The following is a 24,466-nucleotide window of genomic DNA, read 5'->3' as shown; positions in this document are numbered from 1 at the left end:
TGCTTACATTGCAGCATTTTTGTTGCATCACCTTGCAAAACAAGTCCTTGCCTGCACGCAGGACAATCCTGACACCAGGCCTGTTTTCATACCCGCGCATATTACTCCCGGCCCTGTAGCGACGGGGCCGGCACGTTTGAAATAACGCAGTTAATTGCGATTATCTTGACCTGTAATAATTTAAATGGCGGACACGCCCTTGAAAATCGATATAGAATAATTGCCAGTCAAATGGCGCAATGCCATCCGCCCGACATTCGTCATCGCGGAACTTAACCGGATTATTCCCATGCGTTTAAAACAGGCCGATTCCCGCATATTCCGCAAGCAAAGCGGACAGGGTGGCGCCACCCTGGTCGAATTGGCCCTGATAACACCGGTCTTTCTCATGCTGATAATCGGCATCATTGAATTGAGCATGGCTTATTTTGCCAATATGACCATGCAGCACGCGGTGCGCGAAGGGGCACGCTATGCCGTCACGGGGGCCAAGGACCTCGACCCCGACAACGCCAACCAGCAGCGCTACCACGCCGTCATGCAAAAAATACGCGACAGCTCCATGGGCATGTATGACAAGGTCAGCCCCGTGATCTCCGTCAACGGCAGCGATGCGGTGGGCGCCGCCATGTTCGGCCAGGCCGGCGATATCGTCGTCATTTCCGTCGATTGCCGCTGGGCGTTCGCCACGCCCATGATCCGTGCCCTGTTCCGCGATGGCCAGGCGCATTTCGTGGTGGCGGCCACCATGCGCAATGAAAGTTTTGGCGGCCTGTGATGCGCGCGCCCGCTCCCCGTTTTCCGCGCCGCGCCGCGCGCGGCATCGCCGCCGTGGAATTTGCCATCGTGCTGCCCTTGCTGGCCTTGCTGCTGTTCATGCTGGCCGACCTGTCGCGCGCCATCCAGGCCAAGACCATCCTGCTCAATATCAGCCGCGAAGGCGCCAACCTGTCCGCGCGCGCCACGTCCGACCTGAGCGGCTCCAGCCAGGGCATCATGAATGCGCTGGCCGCCAGCACGCCGCCGCTGGACATGCACGGGCGCGGCATGATCTACATCACCAAGATCATGGGTTACACGGCGCAGAGCGGCTTGCGCAATATCGTGCTGGAACAGTACCGCTGGGACGCCGGCGCGAAGGCCAGCGGCTACCTGCCCGCCAGCCAGGTGTGGCAATGCGGCAGCTGGCGCGATGGCACGTGCACCGGCATCGCCAAGGACGAATACGCCCCCACGGTGTCATTGATGCAGAACCAGCTGGCCGACGGCGAACTGATTTACGCCGTGGAAACTTTCTACAATTTCGACCTGCTGTTCGGCACATTGAAATTTGGCAACAGCACGACGCCCGTGCTGGCGCCCAACCTGACTTCGATGACGGTATTCTGATGCGCATTCCACACAAGCGGCAAGGCGGGCAAGTCCTGGTCATGGTGGCGCTGTCGGCCGTCGTCCTGATCGCCTCCGTGGGCCTGGCCATCGATTCGGCCCTCGGCTACTTCGTCAAGGCCAAGCTCAACGCGGCCGTCGACTCGGCCAGCCTGGCGGCGGCGCGCGGCGTCACCGCGGGCAACTCGGAAGAGGAACAGCGGACCAGGGCGCGCCAGTCGGCAAAGGATTTTTTTGACGTCAATTATCCGGACCACTTCCTGCTGTCGACGCCGACCCTCCATCCCGTCGACGTCACGTTCGACAAGGGTACCGTCACCATCGACGTCTCGGCCAGCGCCTCGCTGCCCGTCTCGCTGATGGGCGTACTCGGCTTCAAGACCCTGGAGGTGGCCGCCAGCGCGCAAACCATCCGCAAGGACCTGGACATGGTGCTGGTGATGGATACGTCGCGTTCGCTGGAACACAATGCGGACGCCGTGCGGGCGGCGGGCAAGTCCTTCCTGAACAAGTTCAACGCCACGGTCGACCGGGTCGGCTTGCTGCACTTCGCCTCGGAAGCGCAAATCGACGTCCCGATCAGGCAGACCGACCGCGGTTTCGACCGCGGCGGCATGATCATGAAAGGTGGAAAGATCGATCAATTCGCCTTTGTCGGCGGCACCAACTCGTCCGCCGGCATGTTCCAGGCGCGCAAGCAGCTGAACGACATCGCGCAGGTCGACCGCTCCAGCCTGCGCGTCATCGTGTTTTTCTCCGACGGTTCGCCGGCGGCATTTTCCTCGTACTTTCCCAACAAGGACAACAAATGCAAGGACGCAGGCGGCCTCGCCACCTTTCCGAAACTGCAAAACCCGGCATTGGCGGGCCTGTACAGGATGAAAGTGAGCGACTCGCTCCAGTACGGCGATTGCGCCGCCAGCCAGATCACCGCGCTTCCCGCATGGTACAACGCGACGAATGACGCGGCACTGCGTGAGTTTCCCATCGTCACCAACTCGCCCCGCGTCGTGACCGCTTCCACCGCTACGGCGCAGGCGCAATGGACGAATGTGCACCGCGCCTCGCGCAACCTGGTCGAAGCGATGGCGGCCAAGGCACGCCAGGAAGGCATTTTCGTCTTTACCCTGGGCATGGGCGCATCGCTGAAAACCAAGGAAGGGCCGGACAACGAGCTGGGCGAAGACTTGCTGCGCTGCCTGGCCAATACCACCGATGCGAAAGCGGCTTGCCGCAAGCCGGCCGAACCCGTGGGCCTGTATTGCTATGCGGCCAGCGACAGCGACCTGAGTCCCTGCTTCACCCGGCTCGCCTCGGCCATTCTGCGCCTGTCCAAATAAGCGCCTAACCCTGCCACTGCCCCGCCACGACAAAACCCAGGGTCATGGCTACCACCATCGCCGCGCCGGTCGGCGTAGGCGGCGTGGGCGACGGCAAGTCGAACCAGCGGCACACGGCCCCCACCAGCAAGCCCAGTACCGATCCTGCCAGCATGACGTTCATGGCGCCTCCCCTTGCGTTTCACGGCGCTGCAAATACAGGCCCGTGAGCCAGTAGCCGCAACTGGTCAGGAACACCAGCAGCGCGGCGCCCAGCACGGGCGGCGCCGGCACGGGGATGTGCGCCAGCTGGCAGACGAATCCCACGACAAAGGCCAGCAGCAGGCCCAGGATGACTTTCTTGTAGCGCATGGCTCTGTCCTCTACTAGAAAGCGAAGCAGCTGCAGCCCAGCGTGCCCCAGAAGCCGGAAAAATCGCTGATCGGCACGGCCGACTTGCGCGCCCGGTCGTGGGCGTGGGCGTGCACGCCGCAGGCGCCCGCGCACTGGTGCGGCATGGCCGCCTGCGCCGGCCTGGCCACGGGCCGGTAATGGCCCGGCACCGCACGCACGGGCGACCATTCGGGCAGCACGGGAATCGGGGGCGGCGCCAGGGTCGTGAATTCCGCCTGGCCGTAGACGACCTTGCCGCCCACCATGGTCAGCACGGATTCGATGGACTTGATCGCCTCTTCCGGCACCGTGAAATAATCGGCCGACAGCACGGACAGGTCGGCCAGCATGCCCTCGCGGATGCGCCCCTTCTTGCCTTGCTCGCTGGAAAACCAGGCGCTGCCCGCCGTCCACAGTTCCAGCGCCGTGTCGCGCGACAGGCGCCCCGCCGCATCCGTCAGGGCCAGGCCGCCCACGGTGCGCCCCGACACGAGCCAGTACAGCGCAGTCCACGGGTTGTAGCTGGCCACGCGCGTGGCGTCCGTGCCGCCGCCCACGGGCACGCACGCGTCCAGCATGCGCTGCACGGGCGGCGTGGCCTTCGCCGCCTCGGCGCCATAGCGCTCGACGAAGTACTCGCCCTGGAAGGCCATGCGGTGCTGGATGGCCAGGCCGCCGCCGAGCGCCTTGACCCGGTCGATATTTTTCGGGCTGATGGTTTCCGCGTGGTCGAACAGCCAGTGCAAGCCGCCGAACGGCGTGTCGCGGTTGACTTTCTCGAACACGTCGAGCATGCGGCCGATCGATTCGTCATAGGTAGCGTGCAGGCGGAACGGCCAGCGCTGCTCGACCAGGTGGCGCACGACCTTTTCCAGCTCGTCTTCCATGCCGGCCGCCAGCTCCGGGCGCGGTTCGAGGAAATCCTCGAAGTCGGCGGCGGAAAACACCAGCATCTCTCCGGCGCCGTTGTGGCGGTAAAAGTCCGTGCCGTCGCCCGGCTTGACCATGCCCGTCCACTTCTGGAAGTCCTGCAATTCGGCGCCCTTGTTCTGCGTAAACAGGTTGTAGGCGATGCGGATGGTCAGCTGCTCTTTTTGCGCCAGCTCGTCGACGACGGCGTAATCCTCGGGATAATTCTGGAAGCCGCCGCCCGCGTCGATGGCGCTGGTGATGCCCAGACGGTTCAATTCGCGCATGAACTGGCGCGTGGAATTGACTTGCAATTCGCGCGGCAGGGTCGGGCCTTTCGCCAGGGTCGCATATAAGATCATGGCGTTCGGGCGGGCGATCAGCAAGCCCGTGGGGTTGCCGGCAGCGTCGCGCACGATTTCGCCGCCGGGCGGGTTCGGCGTATTCTTGTCGTAGCCGACGGCGCGCAGGGCGGCGCGGTTCAGCAGGGCGCGGTCGTACAGGTGCAGGATGAAGACGGGCGTGTCGGGCGCGGCCGCGTTGATCTCGTCGAGGGTCGGCATGCGCTTTTCCGCGAACTGGAATTCCGTCCAGCCGCCCACCACGCGCACCCATTGCGGGTTCGGCGTGCGCAGCGCCTGTTTCTTGAGCATGCGCAAGGCGTCGGCCAGCGAGGGTACCCCTTCCCAGCGCAATTCCAGGTTGTAGTTCAAGCCGCCGCGGATCAGGTGCAAATGCGAGTCGTTCAGGCCGGGAATGACGGTGCGGCCAGCCAGGTCGATCACTTGCGTGGCGGGGCCGCGATGACGCATCGCGTCCTCGACGTCGCCCACGGCGAGAAATTTGCCATCGGCGATGGCGACGGCGGACGCCAGCGGCTGCGCCCTGTCGACCGTGTGGAAACGGCCATTGAGCAAGATCGTGTGTGCATGCATGGGAACTCCCGATTCAGGTGAAGGATACGCCCCCGCCGGCGGGCGGCGGTGGCACGATATCAATAAAATCTCAATGGCCTTCGCTGGCATTGAACATGGATTTGGCGTAGATCAAGCCCAGGCCATAGCCGCCGCCGTGCGCCACGGCCGTCGCCACCGTCTCGTTGTAGGTCTCGCCGCGTGCCCAGTCGCGCTGCAGTTCCAGCAAGTATTGCACGGACGTCATCGGCTGCGCGCCCGCCTGTATCATGCGCTGCATGGCCATCGCATGCGCTTCGTCGGAGACGTCGCCGCTGGCGTCGGCGATCACGTACACGTCAAAGCCCTGCTCCAGCGCCGACAGCGCGGGGCCGACGATGCACACGGACGTCCACAGGCCGGCCAGCACGATCTTGCCCTTGCCGTAGGCATTCACCTTGTCGGCGATGCGCGCATCTTCCCAGGTATTCATGCTGGTGCGGTCGATCGGCGCCTGCTCCGGGAAGACGGACTGGATTTCGTCAAAAATAGGGCCGGAGAACGATTTGGCCGCCACCGTCGTCAGGATCGTCGGCACCTTGAATTCCGCCGCAGCCTTGGCGACGAGGGCCGCATTGTTGCGCAGCAAGGCCAGGTCGATGGAGCGCGTGGCGAACGCCATCTGCGACTGGTGGTCGATCATGATCAGGGTATGGTCGTTCGGGGTCAGCAGTTTTTGGGCGGCTTGGGCGGTAGCGATAGGCATGATGTTTTCCTCAGTGAAAATAATTGAATATCAAAGTAGTGGTATCCGGCCCGCACAATCTAGCGCCTTCCTTCTTGCGCTGCCATGTTGCGTGTCAGTGATAGGCAGTATGCACGCACAAAAAGGAAAACAAAAACGGAAAGAATGCCAAGCTATATTCGATTTTTTCGATGATATAAAATAAGCGCACCGCAACCAATCGCACGGAGGAAAACATGGGGTTTGAATTCAGGATCGCGGCCAGCCTGACGGCCGGCCAGCGCCAGCACATCGAACAGCTGCTGGCGGCGCTGCCGCAGGCGGCCGACGGCATGCCCGGCACGGACGCCAGGCTGACGGATGCCGGCCTGTATGTATGCCAGTACCTGCGCCCGGAACCGTGGCACGGCCTGGACGCCGTGCGCGCCTGGCTCGATGCGCAGGGCGTGGACTACGCCGTCGCGGAGGTCGACGACTAGGCTTGCGGCGCTCGCCCTAGAACTCGTCCCACGCATCGTCCTCCGGACGCTGTTTCCTGGCTGAAACTTGCGGCGCATGGGGCGCGGCCCCCTTGGCGGGCAGGCGGACGGCGGCGCGCGCCGCCTTGAGCGGCACTGGACGGCGCGCGGCGGGCCGGGATGCCAGCGCCGGCGTGGCGGCCGCCTGCGCCGTCTTGAACACGGCCACGGCGTCGGCCAGGCGGGCCGCCTGCTCCTGCATGGCTTCGGCCGCCGCGGCCGCCTCTTCCACCAGCGCAGCATTTTGCTGCGTCACCTGGTCCATCTGGCCGATGGCCCGGTTGACTTGCTCAATGCCGGAGCGCTGCTCGTCGCTGGCGGCCGAGATATGCCCGACGATGCTGCTGACCTTGTGCACGCTGTCGACGATCTCGTGCATCGTGCGGCCCGCCTCGTCGACCAGGCGCGCGCCGCTCTCCACCTGTGCCACGGAATCGTTGATGGGGGCCTTGATTTCCCTGGCGGCACTGGCCGAGCGTTGTGCCAGGTTGCGCACTTCCGTGGCGACAACGGCGAAGCCGCGCCCCTGCTCGCCCGCCCGGGCCGCTTCCACGGCCGCGTTCAAGGCCAGGATATTCGTCTGGAAGGCGATGCCGTCGATCACGCCGATGATGTCGACGATCTTGCGCGAGGAATCGTTGATCGAACCCATGGTGTCGACCACTTGCGCCACCACCGCGCCGCCCTTGCCCGCCACGGACTCGGCCGACGCGGCCAGGCCATTGGCTTCGTGGGCGTTCTGCGCATTCTGCTGGACCGTGCCCGTCAGTTCTTCCATCGACGACGCCGTCTCTTCCAGCGAACTGGCTTGCTGTTCCGTGCGCGCCGACAGGTCGAGGTTGCCCGAAGCGATCTGGCGCGAAGCCGTGGCGATGGTTTGCGTGCCGCTGCGCACCTCGGTGACGATGCGCAGCAGGCTGGCCGTCATGTCTTGCAAAGCCTGCATCAGCTCGCCCGTCTCATCCTTCGAGCCCACCGCCACCGGCACCGTCAAGTCGCCTTGCGCCACCTGCCTGGCCACCTCGATGGCCGAACGCAGGGGCCGGCTGATATTTCTGGCCAGCCACATGGCGATCATGCCGGCCAGCAACACGGCCACCGCGCCGCCGCCCAGCAAGACCCAGCGCGTCTGCGCCTGCAAGCCCGCCAGCGCCTGCGAACGCTGCGCCAGCAGCGCCGTTTCCGCGTCGCCCACTTCCTTCAGCAACGCGCGCATGGCGTCCATGCCCTGCTTGCCCCGGCCCTCTTTTTCCAGCGCCAGCACGGGTTCGATGGGGGCCGTGCCCTGCGCCACGGCGCGCCGCAGCGCGATCACGGGGTCGAGCGCGCCGGCCAGCCAGGCTTGCTGGGCGGCATCGAGTTTCGCCAGGCGTTGCTGCTGGACAGGATTGTCGCTGGTCAAGGCGCGCGTCTTGTCGAGGTGGCTGCGAAACGAAGTCTTGCCCACGGTGTAGGGTTCCAGCGACGCCTCCGCGCCCGTGATCACGTAGCCGCGCTGCCCCGTTTCCATATTGATCAGGCTTTCCAGGATGGCGTCATTTTCACCGAGCACCTGGTAGGTGTGGGTATTGATGGCGTTGGCGTCGGCCAGTTTCGAGAAATTCAAGGTGGCCACTGTGACCAGGACGGCCAGCAGCAAGACAATGGCGCCGAAGCCGCCGTACAGGCGGGTGGCGATGCGAAGGTCGGCAATGCGCATGGTATTCCTCCAGGAACAAGAACCCCGGCAGCGCGGCGATCCCCCCGCGCAAGGGGTGCAGGCGGGAATTCTACCCAGATTTACGCCGGGGCAGCGCGCCCTTGCCGCATTTTTCTTTACTTGCGGCATTGCAAACCTGAAACAAAACAGGCGCGTTTTTGCCAGGCTGTTATACTTCGCGTGTGCGGCACATATGACCAGTCCCCTTGCCGCTGTCTTTCGACCCCTAATCTGATTGCCTGCGACTGGCGCCCCACGATGGCGACAGGCCGATCTCACAATAAAGTTACCATGTCCTTTTCCTCCCTCGGATTGTCCGACGCTATCGTACGTGCCGTTACCGAACACGGCTACACCGTGCCGACCCCGATCCAGTCGCAGGCGATTCCCGCCGTGCTGGCTGGCGGCGACTTGCTGGCCGGCGCACAAACCGGTACCGGCAAGACGGCCGGCTTCACCCTGCCCGTGCTGCACCGCCTGTCGACCGACGCCAATGGCGCGGCCATCACCAGCAACACCTCGACGCGCCCGATCCGCGCCCTGATCCTGGCACCGACGCGCGAACTCGCCGCGCAGGTCGAGGAAAGCGTGCGCGCCTACAGCAAGTACACGAAATTGAACTCGGCCGTGATCTTCGGCGGCGTCGGCATCAACCCGCAGATCAAGCAACTGAAACATGGCGTCGACATCCTCGTCGCCACGCCGGGCCGCTTGCTGGACCATATGGGCCAGGGCACCGTCGACCTGTCGAAAGTGGAAATCCTGATCCTGGACGAAGCCGACCGCATGCTGGACATGGGTTTCATCCGCGACATCAAGAAAGTGCTGGCCGTGCTGCCGCCGAAACGCCAGAACCTGCTGTTCTCGGCCACGTTCTCGGAAGAGATCAAGGCCCTGGCCGACGGCTTGCTGAACAAGCCAGCCATGATCGAAGTGGCGCGCCGCAATTCGACCGTGGAAGTGATCAAGCAAAAGATCCATCCCGTCGACCGCGACAAGAAGCACCCGATGCTGTCCTACCTGATCAAGTCGAACAACTGGACGCAAGTGCTGGTATTTACGCGCACCAAGCATGGCGCGAATAAACTGGTCGAGCAGCTGGGCACGGACGGCATCGGCGCCCTGGCCATCCACGGCAACAAGAGCCAGTCGGCACGCACGCGCGCGCTGTCCGAGTTCAAGGATGGCACCCTGCAAGTGCTGGTCGCCACCGACATCGCCGCGCGCGGTATCGATATCGACCAGTTGCCGCACGTCGTCAACTACGACTTGCCGAACATTCCGGAAGACTATGTGCATCGTATCGGCCGCACGGGCCGTGCCGGCGCCAAGGGCGAAGCCGTGTCGCTGGTCTGCGTGGATGAGCACGAAATGTTGAAAGACATCGAAAAGCTGATCAAGCAAACCCTGCCGCGCGAAGTCATCGAAGGCTTCGAGCCGGACCTGAACGCCCGCGCCCAGCCTGTGCAATTGCGCAGCGGCACCGGCGGTCACCGCAACAACAGCCGCGCGCCAGCGGGCGCCGTGGTGCGCGTGAAAACGGGCGGCAGCGGCGCCAAGCCACGCAGCGCCGGCCCATCGGGCGGCGGTGGCGGCGGCAACCGTTCGGGCAATGCGCCGCGTTCGGCGGCGAACCATCGCTCCGGTGGCCGCGGCCGCTAAAACGCGGCCTTAAAGCTACTGCGCGGGGCGCTATGGCGTTTGCGTTGCTCGCCGTACTCTTGTACGGCTGCGCGACTCGACGCAATATCACTCCCGCTCGCTACGCTTTCAGGCCCCGTTTACCTGTATTAAAAATACAATAAAACCGTTCCAGGACTTGCTCTTGGGACGGTTTTTTTATGCACGCCACCATTTGCCGATTTGGGCTAGGATAGTGCCCATCATCCTCACCTGCGTGCTGCCATGCCGAACTTCGCTGCCAACCTCAGCATGATGTTTACCGAACTGCCCTTCCTGGACCGCTTTGCCGCCGCCAGGGAAGCGGGCTTCGATGCCGTCGAATTTCTTTTCCCCTATGCCGTCGAGGCGCGGCAGATCGCCATGCGGCTGGAACGCCACCAGCTGCATCTGGCCCTCTTCAACTTTCCGCCCGGCGACTGGGAACACGGCGAGCGGGGCATCGCCTGCGATCCGCGGCGGGGCGAGGAATTCCGCGGCAACGTGCAACTGGCGCTCAATTACGCGCTGGCGCTGGGGGCGAAGCAGTTGCACTGCATGGCCGGCATCGTGCCGCCCGGCATGAGCCTGGAGCGGGCGCGGCAAAGCCTGATTGCCAACCTGCAATATGCGGCCGACGCCTGCCGTCCGCATGGCATCAACGTGCTGATCGAGCCGATCAACCGCTACGACATGCCCGGTTACTTCCTGAACCATAGCCAGCAGGCGGCCGACATCATCGCCGACTGCCAGCGCGGCAATGTCTTCCTCCAATACGACATTTATCACATGCAGCGCATGGAGGGGGAACTGAGCAACACCATCCGCGCCCTGCTGCCCCTGATCCGCCACATCCAGATCGCCGACACGCCGGGCCGCCACGAACCGGGCACGGGCGAGATCAACTACCGCCATCTGTTCAAACTGCTGGACCAGGTCGGCTACGCAGGCTGGGTCGGCTGCGAATACCGCCCCGCCAGCGACACCGTCGCGGGACTGGGCTGGCGCGAGCAATTGACGGGCACAGCAGGCACGCCGGGCGCCTGATCGCAGCGCGCTTGCGCCCGCACAAGGCGGCCGGCGCAAGCCGGCACGACAATACCTTTCCATACAGTATTTCCTGTCGAGAGGTGCCGTGTCCACCCTGCCCGCCCGCCATCGCCGCGCCCTTTGCCTGAAGCTGTGCCAGAGCCTCTTCCTGGCTGCCGTGCTGTGCGGCTGCGCCACCGCGCGCCCCGAGCTGGCGCAAGTGCGCGCCCTGGCGGCCGGCGCCGATGCCTTGACCGCCTTCAACGAACTGGCGCAGCGCCACGTGAACACTTACCAGCGCGCCCGCCCCTATCTGTCGCCGGCCGAAGACGCGCGCGAGCGCCTGCTCGATGCGCAGCGCCGCGCCGCGCAGGCGGACGTGGCGCGTTTGGCGCAGGCCGTGCGCCTGTACCTGCAGGCGCTGGGCCGGCTGGCCGATGCCGATGCGTATGACGTGCAGCCCGAACTGGCCGGCGCCGGTGCCGCCATCCGCGCCTGGCCGGGCAGCGGCATCGACGACCGCCATGTCAGCGCCTACACCTTGTTGCTGCAGCAACTATCGCGCCTGGGCGGCGCGGCCGGCCAGCAAGCGCACCTGGCGCAAGTGCTGCACGAGGGCGATGCGCCGCTGCAAGCCCTGCTGGCCGCGCTCGACAGCTTGCTGGCGCTGTACGACAAGAGCGGCGATAACGAGCGCGACATGGTGCTCGGCTTGCTCGACGTGGAAATCGCGTATGCGGACACGCCGCAGCAGCGCCTGCTGGCCGTGCTGGCGAAAAACATGCAGCAAAGCAAAACCGAGGAATACCGCCTGGCGGGCCTGCGCCATACCCTGGCGCGCCGGCAACTGGCGGCACTGGGGCGCGAACACGCCCAGCTCGCCGCCGCCCTCACCACCACGGAGGCAAGATGGACGGATCGGTAGGCAGCGAACGCCGCGAAGCGGCTCTCAGCAGCGCCATGCGCGTCGAGCAATTGGCCGACAGCCTGTCGCAGGCGGCCGTCACCTTGCACGGCGCCGTCATGCGCGCCATCCGCAAGCGCGCCAGCCAGGGGGGAAATGGCATCAGCCTGAGCCAGGCGCAAGCCGTCTTCGCCCTGGAAGTGGCCTTGCGCCAGCAAGCCAACCAGCTGTATGCCGATGCGGCCGGGCACACGGTGGCGGGCCTGGAAACGGCGCAGCGCCAGCTCAGCGGCCTGCTCGACACGGTGCGCCTGCGCATCGCCCGCAACGACGACGTGCGGCACTGGATCAGCCTGGCGACGAGCTTGTTGCACCTGGGCAGCGCCGTTCTCGCCGGCAATCCCGAGCGCATCCTCGGCGCCCTGGGCAAGGTGCGTGAGCGGCTACAAGAGATGGCGCCGGACTGATTGAAATCGGCTGGCAAGCGCCTATACTGGGACGTCCCCGCCTGGCAATCGTGCCTGCGGGGCGATGACCAGAGGAGACCAACATGCGTATCGAACCGTATTTGCAATTCGATGGAAACTGCGCGCAAGCGCTGGAATATTACCGCCAGCACCTGCATGGCAGCGACCTGTGCCTGATGCCGTATCGGGGCTCGCCGGCCCAGGAGCAAGTCAAGGAAGACTGGTACGACAAGATCATGCACGGCTCCGTGCAGCTAGGGCCGACCATGCTGATGGGCTCGGACGGCGGCTGCGACGAGGGCGCCAAGGGCATGAGCGGCAGCGCGATTTGCCTGACCGTCGACACGCCGGAAGAGGCGGAACGGGCCTTCGACGCGCTGGCGCGCGACGGCACCATCCAGATGCCCCTGGCGGAAACATTCTGGGCCAAGCGCTTCGGCATGCTGAAAGACCAGTTCGGCGTCGCCTGGATGATCAACTGCCTGAAAGAACCAGCATAGAACGGCCGCTGCCAGCCTGCGCCGCGTCAAACGCGGCGCGGGTGGTAGCGCAAGCAGAGTCGCCCATCCTGGACTACCATATAGGACAGACTCTTAACGGGTGATGGCCATGAATGGATTGCCGCAAGACCAGCTGCAACGCCTGCAGGGCGTGCTGGAGCAACGCAAGCTGGCGTTGCTGGAACAGATCGAGAATGAAGCGGCCGAAGCGGACGCGCGCGCCTCGCTGCTCAATGAAATCGAAGCCTCGCCGGCCGACAACGCCAGCGTGCGCACCTTGAACGCCCTCGTCAGCGAAGCGGCCGAACACAACGTGGCGCAGCTGGCCATCATCAAGCACGCGCTGGCCAAGTTTGCCGACGGCAGCTACGGCCTGTGCGACAACTGCGGCGAAGCCATCGGCCTGTCGCGCCTGAATGCGCGCCCCGAAGCGCGCCTGTGCATCGATTGCCAGACGCGGCTGGAAAAAGCCCAGCGCTAGGCCGGGCAGCGGCGCGGCATGTCACCAGCCGTTGCTGCATGACAAAGGGCAAGGCATCGCTGCCCTGCCCCCTGCTTTCCTTCCTTGCTGCTGCCTTGCGTCCCCTGCCAGCTTCTGTGCGCCGGCTGGGTGGACGGGTCTCCTCTACTGCCATTGCCCTCCTGCAAGCTGCCAGCTTGCCTAACTCATGTGCTGCCCGCCATTGATGGCGATATTCGCGCCCGTGACGAAGGCCGCCTCGTCGGACGCCAGGTAAGCGACCAGAGCCGCCACCTCGTCCGGCTCGCCCAGGCGGCCCAGGGGAATCTGCGGCAGGATCTTCGTTTCCAGGATGTCGGCCGGCACGGCAGTCACCATCTGCGTGCGCAGGTAGCCGGGCGAGACCGTGTTGACGGTGATGCCGTGGCGCGCCACTTCCAGCGCCAGCGCCTTGCTGAAGCCGTGCACGCCCGCCTTGGCGGCCGCATAGTTGCACTGGCCAAACGCGCCCTTCTGGCCGTTGACGGACGAGATATTGATGATGCGGCCCCAGCGGTTGGCCAGCATCGGTTCGAGCACTTGCTTGCTCATGTTGAACAGGCTGTCGAGATTGGTGCGCATCACCTCGGCCCAGTGCGGCAATTCCATCTTGCGCATGCTCTGGTCGCGCGTGATGCCGGCGTTGTTGACCAGCACGTCGATCCGGCCGAACTGTGCCAGCACGCTTGCCACGGCCTCGCTGCAGGCATCGAAATCGCCCACGTCGAGGGCCAGCGGGTGGAAATAATACTGCTGCGCCTGTTGTTCGTCGAGCCAGCTGCCCACCCGCGCATTGCCCGGCGTATGCGCGGCCACAACGGCAAACCCCGCCGCATGCAGGCGCCGGCACAAGGCCGTGCCCAGGCCGCCCATGCCGCCCGTGACCAGTGCTACCTTTTGTTCCTTCATTGCTGTCTCTCCCCGCTTGTTATGGTTGTTCTGCGTGGGATCAAGTGTAGGTGGCACTTTTGAAGCGGGCATTGCGCCAGATCAAAGGCTGAGCCTGCGTATTGCAGCGTCCGTCTGCGCTGCATCCATGCAGAGATAATTATCAAAATTATACTCCTCGAAGAGGTGATGGCACCTCGACAGGCAAGTCGTGCGGACTTTGCTTGACGGTAAGATTCACAGGGAGAACGCGATGGAAATCCAGGACGACACAGAAGCATTGAGGGACTTGTTCAACGATATCAATCCCGGCATGAGCGACGTGGAATCCGTGCATCAGGCGGAGCTCGATCCACAGCATGCGCTGGCCCTGATGGCCAACCCGAAAGCGGCGCTGAAAGCCATGGGCATCCCCGTCAGCGATGCCTCGCAAGTGCAGGTGACGATGAAGAACCGCGCCAGCCGCGCCATGCTGGAGGTGGCGCAAAAGGCGGCGCAATTGCGGCGCGTCATCGTCATCGTGATTCATTACCGCAACTGCGACGCCGACATCATCATCATCGCCATGAGCTGAGGCAACAAGCACCGGCCGCAGTCGTGCGCGGCCGGCACCCGGGACTGTGCCAGAATGGCCACTACTGCACAGCGAGAGGACAGGCCATGACCTACAAGACCGTATTGCTCCACATCGACGACAGCGCCGGGCGCGCCGCACGTATCGACGCGGCGGCCAGCATCGCCCAGGCGTGCGGCGGCCACCTGACGGGCGTGGCGCTGACGGGCGTGTCGCGCCTGCTGTACCAGAACCAGCCCGACCTCGATGCGGACCCGAACCTGAGCTTGCACCTCAATTTTCTGCGCGAGCGGGCGACGCGCGCGCTCGACGGTTTCGAGGCGCAGGTGCGTGCGGCCGGCGTCGCTTCGTTCGAACAGCGCGTGCTCGACGACGAGGCGGCGGGCGGCATCAGCCTGCTGGCCCGCTATGCGGACCTGGTCGTCATCAGCCAATACAATGCCAGCGATAAATCGCCGTCCGTGATGCGCGACTTTCCCGCCTATGTGCTGCTGCATTCGGGCCGTCCCGTGCTAATCGTGCCGTATGCGCCGCCGCTGCCCCGGCTGGCGCCGCCGGCGGCCGCGCGCAATGTGCTCATTTCCTGGAACGCCAGCAAGGAAGCGAGCCGCGCCGTGAGCGCCGCCCTGCCCCTGCTGCAGCGCGCCGGACAAGTCCACGTGGCCATCTTCGACGCCCAGGTGCACGCCGCCGAGCACGGCGAACAGCCGGGCGCGGAACTGACGCACTACCTGGCGCGCCACGGCGTGGAAGCGCGGCTGCATATGCTCGATGGCGGTGGCGTGCGGCGCGGCGATATCGGCGAAGCGCTGCTGTCGCAGGCGGCCGACCTGTCGGCCGACTTGCTGGTGATGGGGGCGTATGGCCATTCGCGCCTGCGCGAAACCATCCTGGGCGGCGTCACGCGCACGATCTTGCAAAGCATGACGATCCCCGTGCTGATGGCGCACTAGGCGGGCGGACTGATGGCAGGACTAGCCGCCCTGCCAGGGCTGGCTGCGGATCTTCGCCACCTGGCGCTGCGCCAGCCACTGCCACAGCTGCAGGGCCGCGTCCTGCGGCAGGGCCGACATGTGGCGCGGCGTGGCCAGGGCGATTTCACAATCGCGGTCCGACCATTCCTCGAAAGTGACTTCGCCTCCGCTAGCGACCTCGACCTGATACATCAAGCCATCGTCGTAGCCAAAGCGCAACAGGACGGCGGCCGGGCTGCCGTCCGGCGTGACGGCGCCGCCGCGGTAGACCTCGGCCAGCGCATCGGCCAGCTGTGCCGGCGAGGGCGCGCAGATGTCGCGCCCATCGGCCCGTGTCAGAATGAACCATGCCTGTGTCATGACGCGCCCTCCTATCCATACTCGTTAGCATGCGAGGCAAGTACTACGGGCAGTCACCTTGGTCCAGTGTCACTTCGGGCGCGCGGAAACTATCCCTGTCGGCATTGTTTACCAATAATTACTAATACTAACAAGGATCATACCTAAATTTCATGCAGCGCGGAATTTATGCATCTTGCGCCACAGAAGCGCCAATTCACGCCACCAGCACGGGAATGCTGAGCGGATCGAAATCATGCCAGTCGCCATTGGCGATCGTGCCTTCCGCTTCCTCGATATGCTCGGCGCCCAGCCGGTGCAGCGCCTCGAGCGCCCGTTCGCGCTCGTCGAGGCCGCCCAGCGCGACGGCGATCAGCATGCCCGGATGGCGTGGCTGGCGGCGGTTTTCACCGTTGTCTTCGCCATTCTTCTCGGCTTCGCCCGCTTCCTTCATCTTGTTGAAACTGTAGAGCGAGCCCACGTGGGCGCCCACCAGCGCCCCGACGACCGGACCCAGCGGCCCTGTCGCCAGGGCGGTGGCCGCGCCGATGCCCGCGCCCAAGGCGGCCCCGACGGCCACACCTTCCACCACGCCCTCCGGCGTTTCCTTCGCGCCCGGCGACATGTCGCGGTCGCCGCCCAGCGCGTGCAGATCATGCTGCCCCGGCTGGTTGACAAAAAAGGCGCTGATGCGGCTGTCGGAAAAGCCCGCCTGGTTCAGCGCGGCGCGCGCGACGTCGATCTGTTCCTGCAACTGAAAATGACCTGCGATGATGCGTGACATGATACGGCCCTCCTCGTCGGCTGCTGGCGCACCATGCGCCGCCTCGATAGCGTGCGCCAGACAACGCCAGGATACCGTTCGCTTACGCACACAGCCGCTTACTCCCATGCCCAATCATATGCTCACTCAAGCAGACGCGCTGAAGGGGCTGCGGATATCCGACAGGAATTGTTGTGCGCGCGCATGTTGAGGCCGCGCAAAGAAATCCTCGGGCGCGGCCCGTTCCAGCACTTGCCCGTGATCCATGAACCAGACGCGGTCCGCCACTTCGCGCGCAAAGCCCATTTCATGCGTCACGCACACCATCGTCATGCCGCCCTGCGCCAGGTCGCGCATCACTTGCAGCACTTCGCCCACCATTTCCGGGTCCAGCGCGCTGGTCGGTTCATCGAACAGCATCAGCGGCGGCTGCATGGCCAGCGCGCGGGCAATCGCCACGCGCTGCTGCTGCCCGCCCGACAGGGCCGCTGGCATGGCGCGCGCCTTGTGCGCGAGGCCCACCCGTTCCAGCAGGGCCAGCGCCCGCTCTTCCGCTTCCTTGCGGCTCAGGCCGCGCAAGCGCTGCGGCGCCAGCGCGCAATTGTCCAGCACGGAAAGGTGCGGAAACAGGTTGAATTGCTGGAAAACAAAACCGATATGCGAACGGAAGGCGTTCACGTCCAGCCCCGGCGCGTGGATGTCCTGGCCCGCCACCGTGATGCGGCCCGAGGCGATCGGCTCCAGCCGGTTGATGGTGCGGATCAGGGTGGACTTGCCGGAACCGGACGGCCCGCACACCACCAGTACTTCGCCCTTGGCGACGTGTTCATTGATGCCGCTCAAGGCGTGATACTCGCCATAGTATTTGTTGACGTTGTCAAAGGTAATCATGCAGCCGCTTTCAAGAGTCGCGCCTGGCGCCGCTCAAGCCAGAAGGCGGCGCGCGACAGGCTGAAACATAAAACAAAGTACGTCATGCCCAGCAAGAAATACACTTGCACGGGTTTCGTCAGCACCAGGCCATTGACTTGCGAGGCGATGAACGACACTTCGGCCAGGCCGATGATGGTGCCGAGCGAGGTTTCCTTGATGGTCGAGACGAACTGGTTGACCAGGGACGGCAGCATGTGGCGCAGCGCCTGCGGCAACACCACCGTGCGCATGCTGTCCAGATAGTTCAAGCCCAGCGAAAGGGCCGCCTCCACCTGTCCACTCGGCACGGCTTGCACGCCGGCGCGCACGATTTCCGCCAGATAAATACCGTCGAAGATGACGAGGGCTGCCAGCATGGTGCCGAATTGCCCGCTTTCATGGCCGGTGAGGCTGGGCAGGAAGAAATACGCCCAGAAGATGACGAGCAGCAAGGGGATGCCCCGCACCACGTGGATCAGCGCGGCGACGGGCCAGCGCAGCAGGCGCCAGGGACTCAGGCGCGCCAGCCCCAGCAGCAAGCCGAATGGCAGGCTGAGCACCAGCGCCAGGCTGGCCAGCAGCACCGTCAGCGCCAGGCCGCCCAGCGGCCCCTCGGGATAGCGTCCCACAAGGAAATACAGCCAGTAATCGTGGATCAGTTCCAGCATCAGGACACCTTCTTTTGCAGCAAGGCCGCCAGGCCCGCGATCACCAGGGAAACGGCCAGATAGGCCACGCTGGCGAAGACGAACGCTTCCACGCTGCGGAACGAAGCCGCTTCCACGCGCTGCGTCTGGTACATCAGCTCGGCCACGCCGATGACGGTGGCGATGCTGGTGTTTTGCCACAGGTTCAGGGTTTGCGACAGCAGCGGCGGCGCGGCCAGGCGCAAGGCTTGCGGCACGATGCACAGGCGCATGGTGGCGAGAAAGCCGAAGCCCAGCGCCCGGCCCGCCTCGAATTGCTGGGCAGGAATGGCGCGGATGCCGCTGCGGATGTCTTCCGCCATGTAGGCGGCCGTATATAAAGTCAGGGCCGTGACGGCACTGACGGCTTCGATATTGCCGGCATACAAGCGCTCCTTCCAGGCGTCGGGCAACAATTCGGGCGCGCCGAAATACCAGAACAGGAAGTGGGCCAGCAAGGGCACGTTGCGGATCAGCTCGACATACGCGGCGCCCAGCCCGTTGAGCAGGCGCGACGGCGCCAGGCGCAGCATGGCCACGCCGCACGCCAGCGGCAGCGACAACAGCAAGGTGATGCCCATCAGTTGCAATGACAGCAGCAAGCCAGACAGCAACCAGTCGCGGTAGTCGCCGGCCAGCAAAAAATTCAGATCAAACATGCGGAAGAGTCAGGCAAGGTTCAGGCGTCGATCTTGTCCGATTCAATTTTAAATGTGCGTTTCTGGAATTTCACATTGCTCGTCGGGCCATACCATTTGAAGAACAGTTTTTCCGCCTCGCCCGACTTTTCCAGTTCCCGCAACACCTTGTCGACGGCGGTTTTCACGCCCGTCTCGCCCTTGCGGATGCCGAAGGCAAACACTTCCTGGCTGATGTTTTGCGGCAGCACAATGTAATCCTTTTGCGCGGCGCCCAGCTTGGCGTAGTTGTTGAGCAAGGAGACTTCATCGTCGACATAGCCGACGCCCTTGCCTTGCTGCAAGCCCAGATAGGCCTGGCCCGCCGTCTCGAACGTCACCACGTCCACGCCGGGCACGGCCTTGCGGATATTCGGTTCCTGCGTGCCGCCCTTGACGGTCAGCACTTTCTTGCCAGCCAGGCCAGCGACCGTCGTGATATTGCTGCTTTTTTTGACCAGCACGCGCTGGCCCGTATAAAACGTGGACAGGGAAAAATCGACCAGCGCTTCGCGTTCCTTGTTGTGCGTCAAGGATGCCGTCAGGATATCGATGCGGCCCTGCTGCAGTTCGGGAATACGGGCAGCCACGGCCAGCTGCTTGATCACCGGCTTGACGCCCAGACCCTGGGCGATGGCGCGGCACAGGTCCACTTCATAGCCGACCAGCTGGCGCGACTTGACGTCGATGAAACTGTTCGGCTCGTCCGTGCCCAGGGTGCCGCAGACCAGCTCGCCCTTCGCCTTGATCGCGGCCAGCTGGTCCGCTTGCGCCACCTGCGTGAAGGCGATGGAGGTGAAAAGAAGCGCGGCGAAGTGTAGGCGGGTCTGCATGGAATTCCTCTGGTGGACAATGAATGCCGCCATTAGACCGCAGCGCTCTTATTTCCAAAAAGGAATCTTTTCACCCTTGCTTATGCAGAATTCATCTAAGAACACCTATCAAAACCTACTGCGCGTCGTAATTTGCGGTCTGCGATGCTCACTGGCTCGGCGCCCCCGTACCTTCGTACAGTTGCGCTTCTCAAGCCAACGGGGGCGCCGAGCCTTCCTTCCGCTCGCTACGGTTTTGTTAGGTGTTGTAAGGCGTCATCTAAGGCGCCAGCGCCTTCGTCTCGCCGCCGAGTCGGATGATCGCCGCCCTGGCCCCCACGGCGCCCGGATAGCGGGGGTCGAGCTGCAGCGCCTGCCTGTACGCCTCGACCGCCTGCGGGCGCAAGCCTTGCTCCACATAAAACTCGGCCAGGCTGTCCTGCAGATTCGCGTCGCGCGGATGCAGGCTGGCGGCCGCCTGCAGCACGGCCATGCCTTGCGCCACGGCGCCGCCGCCTTTCAGGCGGTACGCTTCCAGGTTCAGCGCCGCCGGACTGGCCGCGCCCAGCGGGTCGCGGGCCAGCGCCAGGCGCAGGGCCGCGAGCGCGGGTTCCGTCTTTCCGGCGCGCAACAAGGTCAAGCCGTGCAGCGCATGCGCGCGGTCGCTGAGCGGATACAGTTCCACGGCCAGGCGGCTGGCCGCCAGCGCCGCATCCGCCTCGCCGCGCGCGGCCGACGCTTGCGCCAGATCAAGCAGCTCGGGCACGAAATCGGGATAGGCGCGCTGGCCGCGGAAGGCCGTGCGCAGCTGGCTATCGCGTGCGGCGATGGAGACGGGTGCGGCCGGCCACGCGATGGCGGCCGTGCGGTCCCAGCTGGCGGCCAGGGCCACGATGGCTTGCTCGAAGGCGGCGTCGAAACGGGGCACGGTGCCGGCCTTTGCATCTTGCGACAAGCGGATATAGTCGCGCGCAAATGCCAGCGCGCCGCCGCGCGAGTATTGATTCAGGTCGATGCCCGCCTCGCGCAGCTGTCTGGCCATGCTGGCGCCAGCCGTGAGAAACACGCGGCCGCCTGCGGGATGGCGGGCCGCATCGATATAAGCGCGCGCCGCCTGGGCGTCCGGCGCCAGCGCTTGCAGATTGATTTGCGTAAATGCCTCGCGCGTGGCGGCCGCATCGGCATATGCTTGATCCGTGCGCTCGGCATGCGCCCTGCCCTCCTCGAACAAGCCTTGCGCCACCCGGTAAGCGCGCTGCGCACCCGCATCGGCAATATACGTGTTCAGCTGCCACGGTTCGCCCGTGACCACTTCGAACAGGCGCTGCACGAAGGCCTCGGGATTGACGCGCTCGAGATTGGCGGCGACGGCGATGGTGAGCTTGCGCGAAGGAAAGCTGTACAGGTAGGTGACGGTTTCCGGCTGCTGGCCGCCGTGGGCGATGGCGTAGCGCCCGCCCGTCGGCAAGATTTCCCAGCCCATGCCGTAATTCGTCAAGCGGCCCGCGCGCGTGGCCATCGGCTGCACCATGACGGCCACGCTGGCCGCCGACAAGATCTTGCCTGCGTGAACGCCCCGGCCAAAGGCCAGCATGTCGGGCACGCTGGCGCGCGTGCCGCCGGCCGAAAAGCGGCTGCTGATGTCGACGAATTCCGAATTCTTCAACTCCTTGCCGGCCAGCCGGTAGCCGCGCACGCGGTGCGCGATCACGGCGTCCGGGTCGTCCATCACGGTGGCGTCCATGCCCAGCGGCCCCCACACGTGGCGCCGCATGTAGCCGCCATAGCTTTCGCCCGAGGCGGCCTCGATAACGGCGCCCAGCAGGTTGTAGCCATAGCTGGTGTAGCGGAAGCGCGTGCCCGGTTCGGCGATCAGGTCGAACTGTTCGAAGACGGCGATGGACTGGCGCGTATCCTTGTGCTCCTTGAAATGCTGTTCCACCCTGCTGTCGCGGTAGGCGTCGATGCCGCCCAGGTGGCCCAGCAGCTGGCGCACCGTCACGGGAAACGGCTTGACGGGAAAATACGGCACATAGGTTTGCACGGGCGCATCCAGGTCGATCTTGCCCTGTTCGACCAGTTGCAAAATGGCCACCGCCGTCATGGGCTTGGTGACGGACGCCAGCCGGTAGCTGGACTGGGCCGTGGCCGGCACGCGGTTTTCCAGGTCCGCATAGCCGTAGCCTTTTACCCATTCCACGTCGCCCTGGCTGAAACCGACGGTCACGCCCGGAATGCGCTCCGCGCCCATGCGCCGGGCCGCCCAGCCGTCGAAATCGGCCAGGCGCGCGGCCAGCGCGGCGGACGGAGCAGCGGGTGAAACAGAGGATGCGGCGGAGGCGGCCTGCGCCACGCCGCAGAACAGCGCCAGCGCGCCGGCGAAACCGTAGTATTTGCTGCTTTGCATAGTCATGATTCCATGGTGAGGGCCGTGTGCACAGCACGGCGCTGATGCATGGTAAGTGTCTTTCACACGCCGTTGGCGGGCCGTGCACGAAATGCACGTGGCCCGCACGAACGGCACCGAAACGGCTGAAAATGTTGCAAAGGGGTAGTAAATGAGCAGCTACAATGCCCGCCATGCCCTCCCTCTTCCGCTACCTGTTGCTGTGCTGCCTGGCCTTGCCCTCTTTCGCCTGCGCCATGCATCCGCTCTCGCTGGACGACGGCTGGCACACCTGCGGCAACACGGCTTCCGCGCCCGCCTCGCTGCAGCAGCTGGTCCGGCCGGGCCAGCTGCTGTGCGTCGAGCGCGATGTCGCCCTGGCCGCCACGCCGTCGTCGACGCAATTGCTGGTGCTGTCGGCGCTGGCTTCCAGCGAGCTGTGGCTCGATGGGGTCTTGATCGGCAGCAATGGCCAGCCGGCCCGCCAGGCCAGCGGGGAACGCGCGGGCGACGTCGATTTCGCCCTCCACCTGAGGCCGCAGCAATTGGCCATGGGCACGCACCACCTGCGCCTGCTGCTGTCGACGCAGCAGGTGCCGGTTCACCTGGCATCGCCATTCTATGCGCTGTACCTGGTCGACCGGCACGATTACCGCGCGGCGCTGGCCTGGTACCGGTTGCCGCCACTGCTGCTGGCCGGGGCGCTGGGCGCCGTCGCCCTGCTGTTTCTCGCCTTGACGGTACTGTACCAGCGGCAGCGGCACTGGGCCATGTTTGCGGCGCTGTGCCTGGCGGCGGGGCTGCTGCTGGTGGCGGAACTGTGGCGCAGCTTTGCCGGCTATGCCTATCCCTCGCACATGCCGCGCCTGTACGCCGTCAGCGCCCTGACCTGGCTGTTTTCCGCCTTGCTGCCCCTGTATTTTTATACGGCTTACCGCCTGCCCCGCTGGCCGCTGGCGGCGGCGGTGCTGCTGGCGGGCATCGCGCTGGCCGGCGCGCTGCCCACGCATTTCGACGCGCGCTGCTGGCTGATGTTTCTGACGGGCCTGGCGGCGAGCCTGGCGCTCAACCTGGTCGCCCTGTGGCGCCGCCTGCCGGGCAGCCGCGGCGGCACCTTGATCGCGCTGGCGTCGTGCGCCCTGTTCCTGCTGACGGGCAGCCAGTTTGCCGAAGGCGGCTTCGCCCTCGTCGTGTGCTTCCTGCTGCTGCCTGTATGCGCGCAATTGCTGGCGCAGCTATTGCGCGAACGCAGCAAGGCAGCGCGCGCCCAGCAGCTGGAAAACCAGCTCTTGCGCAAAAGCATGCAACCGCACTTCCTGATGAATTCCCTCAGCCTGATCAGCGAACTCAACGCGCAATCGCCGCAGGCGGCGGAAACCTTCATCGAGGCGCTGGGGGCCGAATTGCGCATGCTCAACGAGTTTGCCCAGCAGCCCAGCATTGCCCTGACGCAGGAACTGGCCCTGTGCGAGAATTACCTGAGCATCATGGGCACGCGGCTGCAGCAGCCGTGCCGCCTGCAGTTCGACGGCGAGGCGGCGGGCATCACCGTGCCGCCCGCCCTGTTGCTGACGGCGCTGGAAAATGCATTCAGCCACAACCGCTACCGCCACGGCGCGTCCTTTATCCTGCGCATCGAAAAACATGCGCAAACGCAAATACTTACCTTGCTGCTGCCCGAAGGCGAAGCGCGCCCCCATGCGGGCAGCGGCGTGGGCGAACAATACATCCGCGCCAGCCTGCACGCCGTGTTCGGCGATGCGGCAAACTATGCCTGCGCACAGCATCCGGCAGGCTGGCGCCTCACCTTTACCTTGCCGGCGACGCCATGAATGTGTTGATACTGGAAGATGAACCGCTGATCGCGCAAGGCCTGGAACGCGAAGTGCGCGCGCATTTCGGCGCGCGCCTCAGCAATCTCGTACTGCATGACAATGTGCCGCAAGCGCTGGCCACCCTGGCGCAGGGGCAAGGGCAGGAGCAGATCGACCTGCTGCTGCTGGATTTGAACCTGCACGGCGCGGACGGCTATGATTTGCTGCGCCTGGCCGCCGATGCGCGCTTCCAGACCATCATCGTCTCGGCCCACGCGGAACGCTCGATCACGGCCTTCGAATTCGGCGTGCTCGATTTCGTCGCCAAGCCTTTCAGCCGCGAACGCCTGCACAAGGCGCTGCAACGCTATACGGGGCGGCACACGGAAGCGGCTTCGCTGTCCGTCAAGAAACGGGGGGCGCTGGAATGGATCGCCATGGCCGACATCGACCACGTGCAAGCCGATGGCCACTACAGCAATATCGTGCTGTGCAGCGGCGAGCAATGCTTTCACGACTTGCCTATCGACAAGCTCATGGCCCTGCTGCCGCCCCACTTCCTGCGCGTGCACCGCTCCTACATCGTCAACAGCCTGGGTTTCAAGCGGCTGCAGATCGGCGCGGGCGGCAAATACGCGCTCGACACGCAGACGAGCACGGGCATCCCCGTGTCGCGCAGCAGCTATCCCGCGCTGAAACAGCGGTTGCTGGGCTGACG

Annotated in this window: 27 protein-coding genes; 14 read left to right on the top strand and 13 right to left on the bottom strand. The window is 64.8% G+C overall.

Annotation, left to right across the window (positions count from 1 at the left end; genetic code table 11):
• Positions 1-289 precede the first annotated feature (289 nt).
• From OX459_RS21540 to OX459_RS21530, 3 genes are read left to right on the top strand one after another with little or no spacing between them, the layout of a single operon-like run.
• On the top strand, positions 290-778 hold the full coding sequence (locus OX459_RS21540; protein WP_289906501.1) for a TadE/TadG family type IV pilus assembly protein: 489 nt from the start codon (positions 290-292) through the stop codon (positions 776-778).
• Positions 778-1,389, top strand: coding sequence for a TadE/TadG family type IV pilus assembly protein (locus OX459_RS21535; RefSeq protein ID WP_289906500.1), 612 nt, complete (start codon positions 778-780; stop codon positions 1,387-1,389). Before OX459_RS21540 ends, OX459_RS21535 begins: the two co-directional genes overlap by 1 nt.
• Positions 1,389-2,729 (top strand): VWA domain-containing protein, encoded by a 1,341-nt coding sequence (locus OX459_RS21530; RefSeq protein WP_289906499.1) that lies wholly within the window; start codon positions 1,389-1,391, stop codon positions 2,727-2,729. The genes OX459_RS21535 and OX459_RS21530 overlap by 1 nt, the downstream gene beginning before the upstream one ends.
• A 4-nt stretch (positions 2,730-2,733) precedes the next feature.
• On the opposite strand, the gene OX459_RS21525 is transcribed toward OX459_RS21530, so the two are convergent.
• The 4 genes from OX459_RS21525 to OX459_RS21510 all read right to left on the bottom strand — a co-directional run bounded on the left by OX459_RS21525 (position 2,734) and on the right by OX459_RS21510 (position 5,669).
• A complete protein-coding gene (locus OX459_RS21525) occupies positions 2,734-2,892 on the bottom strand; it encodes a XapX domain-containing protein (protein ID WP_077401676.1) in 159 nt (52 codons plus the stop codon).
• Positions 2,889-3,080 (bottom strand): DUF1427 family protein, encoded by a 192-nt coding sequence (locus OX459_RS21520; RefSeq protein WP_099664848.1) that lies wholly within the window; start codon positions 3,078-3,080, stop codon positions 2,889-2,891. Before OX459_RS21520 ends, OX459_RS21525 begins: the two co-directional genes overlap by 4 nt.
• A gap of 14 nt (positions 3,081-3,094) precedes the next feature.
• Positions 3,095-4,945 carry an amidohydrolase gene (locus OX459_RS21515; protein WP_289906498.1) on the bottom strand — a complete coding sequence of 617 codons (1,851 nt, stop codon included), beginning with the start codon at positions 4,943-4,945 and terminating at the stop codon, positions 3,095-3,097.
• 70 nt (positions 4,946-5,015) lie between these two features.
• Positions 5,016-5,669, bottom strand: a complete 654-nt coding sequence (locus tag OX459_RS21510) for a hydrolase (RefSeq protein ID WP_289906497.1) — start codon at positions 5,667-5,669, stop codon at positions 5,016-5,018.
• Positions 5,670-5,884: 215 nt separating this feature from the next.
• Between OX459_RS21510 and OX459_RS21505 the strand changes: the two genes are divergently transcribed.
• Entirely contained in the window at positions 5,885-6,127 is a 243-nt protein-coding gene (locus OX459_RS21505; RefSeq protein WP_289906496.1) for a hypothetical protein, read from the top strand.
• A gap of 16 nt (positions 6,128-6,143) precedes the next feature.
• Here the strand turns inward: OX459_RS21505 and OX459_RS21500 are convergent, their stop codons facing one another.
• A complete protein-coding gene (locus OX459_RS21500; RefSeq protein ID WP_289906495.1) occupies positions 6,144-7,865 on the bottom strand; it encodes a methyl-accepting chemotaxis protein in 1,722 nt (573 codons plus the stop codon).
• Between the two features lie 291 nt (positions 7,866-8,156).
• Between OX459_RS21500 and OX459_RS21495 the strand changes: the two genes are divergently transcribed.
• From OX459_RS21495 to OX459_RS21470, 6 genes are all read left to right on the top strand, one after another.
• Complete coding sequence (locus tag OX459_RS21495) at positions 8,157-9,527, top strand: DEAD/DEAH box helicase (RefSeq protein WP_289906494.1); 1,371 nt, start codon at positions 8,157-8,159, stop codon at positions 9,525-9,527.
• A 243-nt stretch (positions 9,528-9,770) separates the two neighbouring features.
• Positions 9,771-10,571, top strand: a complete 801-nt coding sequence (gene otnI, locus OX459_RS21490; RefSeq protein WP_099664858.1) for a 2-oxo-tetronate isomerase — start codon at positions 9,771-9,773, stop codon at positions 10,569-10,571.
• An 88-nt stretch (positions 10,572-10,659) separates the two neighbouring features.
• Positions 10,660-11,478: a hypothetical protein gene (locus tag OX459_RS21485; RefSeq protein ID WP_289906493.1), complete on the top strand. Its 819-nt coding sequence runs from the start codon at positions 10,660-10,662 to the stop codon at positions 11,476-11,478.
• Positions 11,463-11,924, top strand: coding sequence for a hypothetical protein (locus OX459_RS21480; RefSeq protein WP_099664860.1), 462 nt, complete (start codon positions 11,463-11,465; stop codon positions 11,922-11,924). Before OX459_RS21485 ends, OX459_RS21480 begins: the two co-directional genes overlap by 16 nt.
• An 83-nt stretch (positions 11,925-12,007) precedes the next feature.
• On the top strand, positions 12,008-12,424 hold the full coding sequence (locus tag OX459_RS21475) for a VOC family protein (RefSeq protein WP_289899228.1): 417 nt from the start codon (positions 12,008-12,010) through the stop codon (positions 12,422-12,424).
• A 109-nt stretch (positions 12,425-12,533) separates the two neighbouring features.
• Positions 12,534-12,905 carry a TraR/DksA family transcriptional regulator gene (locus tag OX459_RS21470; protein WP_251350759.1) on the top strand — a complete coding sequence of 124 codons (372 nt, stop codon included), beginning with the start codon at positions 12,534-12,536 and terminating at the stop codon, positions 12,903-12,905.
• Positions 12,906-13,085: 180 nt separating this feature from the next.
• On the opposite strand, the gene phbB is transcribed toward OX459_RS21470, so the two are convergent.
• Positions 13,086-13,832 carry an acetoacetyl-CoA reductase gene (gene phbB, locus OX459_RS21465; RefSeq protein ID WP_289906492.1) on the bottom strand — a complete coding sequence of 249 codons (747 nt, stop codon included), beginning with the start codon at positions 13,830-13,832 and terminating at the stop codon, positions 13,086-13,088.
• Between the two features lie 232 nt (positions 13,833-14,064).
• Between phbB and OX459_RS21460 the strand changes: the two genes are divergently transcribed.
• Positions 14,065-14,385 (top strand): hypothetical protein, encoded by a 321-nt coding sequence (locus OX459_RS21460; protein WP_150130844.1) that lies wholly within the window; start codon positions 14,065-14,067, stop codon positions 14,383-14,385.
• A gap of 86 nt (positions 14,386-14,471) precedes the next feature.
• Positions 14,472-15,338 carry a universal stress protein gene (locus OX459_RS21455; protein ID WP_289906491.1) on the top strand — a complete coding sequence of 289 codons (867 nt, stop codon included), beginning with the start codon at positions 14,472-14,474 and terminating at the stop codon, positions 15,336-15,338.
• Positions 15,339-15,359: 21 nt separating this feature from the next.
• On the opposite strand, the gene OX459_RS21450 is transcribed toward OX459_RS21455, so the two are convergent.
• From OX459_RS21450 to OX459_RS21420, 7 genes are all read right to left on the bottom strand, one after another.
• A complete protein-coding gene (locus tag OX459_RS21450) occupies positions 15,360-15,719 on the bottom strand; it encodes a hypothetical protein (RefSeq protein ID WP_077401630.1) in 360 nt (119 codons plus the stop codon).
• A gap of 196 nt (positions 15,720-15,915) precedes the next feature.
• Positions 15,916-16,482: a glycine zipper domain-containing protein gene (locus OX459_RS21445; protein ID WP_099664866.1), complete on the bottom strand. Its 567-nt coding sequence runs from the start codon at positions 16,480-16,482 to the stop codon at positions 15,916-15,918.
• 126 nt (positions 16,483-16,608) lie between these two features.
• Positions 16,609-17,352 carry an amino acid ABC transporter ATP-binding protein gene (locus tag OX459_RS21440; protein ID WP_099664867.1) on the bottom strand — a complete coding sequence of 248 codons (744 nt, stop codon included), beginning with the start codon at positions 17,350-17,352 and terminating at the stop codon, positions 16,609-16,611.
• A complete protein-coding gene (locus OX459_RS21435) occupies positions 17,349-18,041 on the bottom strand; it encodes an amino acid ABC transporter permease (protein WP_289906490.1) in 693 nt (230 codons plus the stop codon). The genes OX459_RS21440 and OX459_RS21435 overlap by 4 nt, the downstream gene beginning before the upstream one ends.
• Positions 18,041-18,718, bottom strand: a complete 678-nt coding sequence (locus OX459_RS21430) for an amino acid ABC transporter permease (RefSeq protein WP_289906489.1) — start codon at positions 18,716-18,718, stop codon at positions 18,041-18,043. Before OX459_RS21430 ends, OX459_RS21435 begins: the two co-directional genes overlap by 1 nt.
• Before the next feature lie 20 nt (positions 18,719-18,738).
• Positions 18,739-19,569: a transporter substrate-binding domain-containing protein gene (locus OX459_RS21425; protein ID WP_289906488.1), complete on the bottom strand. Its 831-nt coding sequence runs from the start codon at positions 19,567-19,569 to the stop codon at positions 18,739-18,741.
• Positions 19,570-19,828: 259 nt separating this feature from the next.
• Positions 19,829-21,955, bottom strand: a complete 2,127-nt coding sequence (locus OX459_RS21420) for a serine hydrolase (protein WP_289906487.1) — start codon at positions 21,953-21,955, stop codon at positions 19,829-19,831.
• A 173-nt stretch (positions 21,956-22,128) separates the two neighbouring features.
• On the opposite strand from OX459_RS21420, the gene OX459_RS21415 reads away from it, so the two are divergent.
• Positions 22,129-23,766: a sensor histidine kinase gene (locus OX459_RS21415; protein WP_289906486.1), complete on the top strand. Its 1,638-nt coding sequence runs from the start codon at positions 22,129-22,131 to the stop codon at positions 23,764-23,766.
• The gene (locus OX459_RS21410) at positions 23,763-24,464 is read left to right on the top strand and encodes a LytTR family DNA-binding domain-containing protein (protein WP_289906485.1); all 702 of its coding nucleotides are present in this window, start codon (positions 23,763-23,765) and stop codon (positions 24,462-24,464) included. Before OX459_RS21415 ends, OX459_RS21410 begins: the two co-directional genes overlap by 4 nt.
• Positions 24,465-24,466: the final 2 nt, after the last annotated feature.

This window comes from Janthinobacterium sp. SUN026, from assembly GCF_030397625.1.
Classification (GTDB): domain Bacteria; phylum Pseudomonadota; class Gammaproteobacteria; order Burkholderiales; family Burkholderiaceae_D; genus Janthinobacterium; species Janthinobacterium kumbetense.
The sequence above is the reverse complement of the archived record's forward strand: the minus strand, read 5'-3'. Positions and strand labels throughout refer to the sequence as shown.

Bases quoted from the DNA above. Each gene is read 5' to 3' on its own strand.
- OX459_RS21540 (WP_289906501.1), top strand. From the start codon at position 290: ATGCGTTTAAAACAGGCCGATTCCCGCATATTCCGCAAGCAAAGCGGA.
- OX459_RS21535 (WP_289906500.1), top strand. From the start codon at position 778: ATGCGCGCGCCCGCTCCCCGTTTTCCGCGCCGCGCCGCGCGCGGCATC.
- OX459_RS21530 (WP_289906499.1), top strand. From the start codon at position 1,389: ATGCGCATTCCACACAAGCGGCAAGGCGGGCAAGTCCTGGTCATGGTG.
- OX459_RS21525 (WP_077401676.1), bottom strand. From the start codon at position 2,892: ATGAACGTCATGCTGGCAGGATCGGTACTGGGCTTGCTGGTGGGGGCC.
- OX459_RS21520 (WP_099664848.1), bottom strand. From the start codon at position 3,080: ATGCGCTACAAGAAAGTCATCCTGGGCCTGCTGCTGGCCTTTGTCGTG.
- OX459_RS21515 (WP_289906498.1), bottom strand. From the start codon at position 4,945: ATGCATGCACACACGATCTTGCTCAATGGCCGTTTCCACACGGTCGAC.
- OX459_RS21510 (WP_289906497.1), bottom strand. From the start codon at position 5,669: ATGCCTATCGCTACCGCCCAAGCCGCCCAAAAACTGCTGACCCCGAAC.
- OX459_RS21505 (WP_289906496.1), top strand. From the start codon at position 5,885: ATGGGGTTTGAATTCAGGATCGCGGCCAGCCTGACGGCCGGCCAGCGC.
- OX459_RS21500 (WP_289906495.1), bottom strand. From the start codon at position 7,865: ATGCGCATTGCCGACCTTCGCATCGCCACCCGCCTGTACGGCGGCTTC.
- OX459_RS21495 (WP_289906494.1), top strand. From the start codon at position 8,157: ATGTCCTTTTCCTCCCTCGGATTGTCCGACGCTATCGTACGTGCCGTT.
- otnI (WP_099664858.1), top strand. From the start codon at position 9,771: ATGCCGAACTTCGCTGCCAACCTCAGCATGATGTTTACCGAACTGCCC.
- OX459_RS21480 (WP_099664860.1), top strand. From the start codon at position 11,463: ATGGACGGATCGGTAGGCAGCGAACGCCGCGAAGCGGCTCTCAGCAGC.
- OX459_RS21475 (WP_289899228.1), top strand. From the start codon at position 12,008: ATGCGTATCGAACCGTATTTGCAATTCGATGGAAACTGCGCGCAAGCG.
- OX459_RS21470 (WP_251350759.1), top strand. From the start codon at position 12,534: ATGAATGGATTGCCGCAAGACCAGCTGCAACGCCTGCAGGGCGTGCTG.
- phbB (WP_289906492.1), bottom strand. From the start codon at position 13,832: ATGAAGGAACAAAAGGTAGCACTGGTCACGGGCGGCATGGGCGGCCTG.
- OX459_RS21460 (WP_150130844.1), top strand. From the start codon at position 14,065: ATGGAAATCCAGGACGACACAGAAGCATTGAGGGACTTGTTCAACGAT.
- OX459_RS21455 (WP_289906491.1), top strand. From the start codon at position 14,472: ATGACCTACAAGACCGTATTGCTCCACATCGACGACAGCGCCGGGCGC.
- OX459_RS21450 (WP_077401630.1), bottom strand. From the start codon at position 15,719: ATGACACAGGCATGGTTCATTCTGACACGGGCCGATGGGCGCGACATC.
- OX459_RS21445 (WP_099664866.1), bottom strand. From the start codon at position 16,482: ATGTCACGCATCATCGCAGGTCATTTTCAGTTGCAGGAACAGATCGAC.
- OX459_RS21440 (WP_099664867.1), bottom strand. From the start codon at position 17,352: ATGATTACCTTTGACAACGTCAACAAATACTATGGCGAGTATCACGCC.
- OX459_RS21435 (WP_289906490.1), bottom strand. From the start codon at position 18,041: ATGCTGGAACTGATCCACGATTACTGGCTGTATTTCCTTGTGGGACGC.
- OX459_RS21430 (WP_289906489.1), bottom strand. From the start codon at position 18,718: ATGTTTGATCTGAATTTTTTGCTGGCCGGCGACTACCGCGACTGGTTG.
- OX459_RS21425 (WP_289906488.1), bottom strand. From the start codon at position 19,569: ATGCAGACCCGCCTACACTTCGCCGCGCTTCTTTTCACCTCCATCGCC.
- OX459_RS21420 (WP_289906487.1), bottom strand. From the start codon at position 21,955: ATGCAAAGCAGCAAATACTACGGTTTCGCCGGCGCGCTGGCGCTGTTC.
- OX459_RS21415 (WP_289906486.1), top strand. From the start codon at position 22,129: ATGCCCTCCCTCTTCCGCTACCTGTTGCTGTGCTGCCTGGCCTTGCCC.
- OX459_RS21410 (WP_289906485.1), top strand. From the start codon at position 23,763: ATGAATGTGTTGATACTGGAAGATGAACCGCTGATCGCGCAAGGCCTG.